Source organism: Bacillus sp. C30 (genome assembly GCF_040838255.1).
Classification (GTDB): Bacteria; Bacillota; Bacilli; order Bacillales; family Bacillaceae_G; genus Bacillus_A; species Bacillus_A mycoides.
This window is the reverse complement of sequence record NZ_JBFPJH010000513.1, coordinates 1-1,786: the sequence shown is the minus strand read 5'-3', so window position 1 is coordinate 1,786 and position 1,786 is coordinate 1. Positions and strand designations below refer to the sequence as shown.

Here is a 1,786-nt window from a genome sequence, read left to right as displayed (position 1 = left end):
ATTTTCATATTAAAAATGCCGTTGATTCCAAACTTTTATGTATGCGATTCGCCATTTCATGATAATAGATCATATACTAGCGAAATACATCTATTACAAATTACCTTTAACTTGTCCAACAATCTCATTTATCGTATTTCGATCAAACTTATCACTAATTTCGTATGGCTTACGATCTCCTACTAATTGTACCCCTACGATGTCTTTGCGTTCCTTACCATATTGCACTTCAATAATAGATCCGCGCTCTATTTGTTTCCAAATGTAACCTGCTTCATCTTTATTATCTAAAATAATACAGTCCTCAATATTTTCATCAATCCCAATTAACTTGTTATCATCCATATACCCAACCTCGTATTGTAGACGTTCTTTCGCTTTTCCGCTTACTAATATACCTTTGCTACCATATGAGTAATCCGTATAATCCTTTTTCTCCGCTTGTACCGCTTTCGGCTCTTTTGCTTCAGTTTTTTCAGCAGTTCCACACCCCGCAATAAGACCGATTGGCATCACCGCCGTTAATACTACTCTAGTAAATTTCTTTATCATTTGTAACCAACCTCACATGTTTAACTTTAAATTCCATTTATCCCCTTACCAAATAATAACATAACACTACAGAGAAAGTGCCAAAGATAAAATATTATTTACATTCTCCCACTTTAAAAACCTATGCAGAAAGTTATACATCTATTTTGTCTCTTTCCCGTTTATCTTAATGTAATATTCTCATGATTATAACTAGATGGAAAGAGTTAGCTGAGGAACTTTATTCCACAGGTAACTACGATGCAATGTACTTTGCAGGCATTATTGCAGATCCAAAAGCTATGAATGAATCTGATTTTAATCGTTGGATGGATGGGGCGTATTTTTATATGCTATCCGACTATGTTGTAGCAGTAACTTTATCAGAATCAAATATCGCACAAGACGTTGCTGATAAATGGATTGCAAGTGGGGATGAGCTTAGAATGTCTGCAGGCTGGAGTTGCTACTGCTGGCTTTTAGGAAATCGCAAAGACAATGAGTTTTCCGAAAGTAAAATTTCCGATATGCTTGAAATGGTGAAAAATACAATTCATGATTCACCAGAACGAACAAAATCCGCTATGAATAATTTTCTAAACACTGTGGCAATTTCATATGTACCACTACACGAAAAGGCAGTCGACACTGCAAAAGAAGTTGGTATAGTTGAAGTAAAACGTGATAAGAAAAAAAGCAGTTTACTAAATGCTCACGAAAGTATTCAGAAAGAAGTTGATAGAGGAAGACTTGGTTTCAAACGTAAATATGTAAGATGTTAAAAGTATGAAGGTGTCAATCTAAGTGAGATTGACACCTTTTTGTAGATATTAATAGTTACGGGGAACCAATCATTCATTTCCCACTGTACATCTTATCCGTTAGAAACTTCTTCTTTCAATTTATATACCCTATCTCTTTTCTCATCATTTTTGATAAAAATAAGCTTTCCTTCCGTAACAAAACCCTCTAATATTAAGCATACTTGCCCATATGCTTTCGGCTTATTCGTAGTGAATCTTTCATCGGGTATTTTACCAGATCGTATTAATCGTTCACATAGCTCAAGTGCACTTATTTCTTCAGAATTAAGTAATTCCAAAATAGCTTTTTGCAATGGCGATAACGGTACGGGTATCTCGGCTACCTCCACCTTTTCTTTTTCTTCTTCAAATAAATCTTCAAATGAAATTTGATTCATTACATCTGTTCCTTTCTCACAATTGATTTATATAACATGAACTGAATCCTATAT

3 protein-coding genes are annotated in these 1,786 nt (G+C 34.4%); 1 reads left to right on the top strand and 2 read right to left on the bottom strand.

What is annotated here, in order from left to right:
- Positions 1-93: 93 nt before the first annotated feature.
- Entirely contained in the window at positions 94-552 is a 459-nt protein-coding gene (locus tag AB3X49_RS22380; RefSeq protein ID WP_367964817.1) for a hypothetical protein, read from the bottom strand.
- Positions 553-734: 182 nt separating this feature from the next.
- On the opposite strand from AB3X49_RS22380, the gene AB3X49_RS22375 reads away from it, so the two are divergent.
- Complete coding sequence (locus AB3X49_RS22375) at positions 735-1,313, top strand: DNA alkylation repair protein (RefSeq protein WP_367964815.1); 579 nt, start codon at positions 735-737, stop codon at positions 1,311-1,313.
- A gap of 92 nt (positions 1,314-1,405) precedes the next feature.
- Here AB3X49_RS22375 and AB3X49_RS22370 read toward each other — a convergent pair whose 3' ends face one another.
- Positions 1,406-1,732 (bottom strand): DUF3895 domain-containing protein, encoded by a 327-nt coding sequence (locus tag AB3X49_RS22370; RefSeq protein ID WP_367964813.1) that lies wholly within the window; start codon positions 1,730-1,732, stop codon positions 1,406-1,408.
- Positions 1,733-1,786 lie beyond the last annotated feature (54 nt).

What these genes read in the sequence shown, in the direction of transcription:
- AB3X49_RS22380 (WP_367964817.1), bottom strand. Translation starts at nt 552, where the DNA reads ATGATAAAGAAATTTACTAGAGTAGTATTAACGGCGGTGATGCCAATC.
- AB3X49_RS22375 (WP_367964815.1), top strand. Translation starts at nt 735, where the DNA reads ATGATTATAACTAGATGGAAAGAGTTAGCTGAGGAACTTTATTCCACA.
- AB3X49_RS22370 (WP_367964813.1), bottom strand. Translation starts at nt 1,732, where the DNA reads ATGAATCAAATTTCATTTGAAGATTTATTTGAAGAAGAAAAAGAAAAG.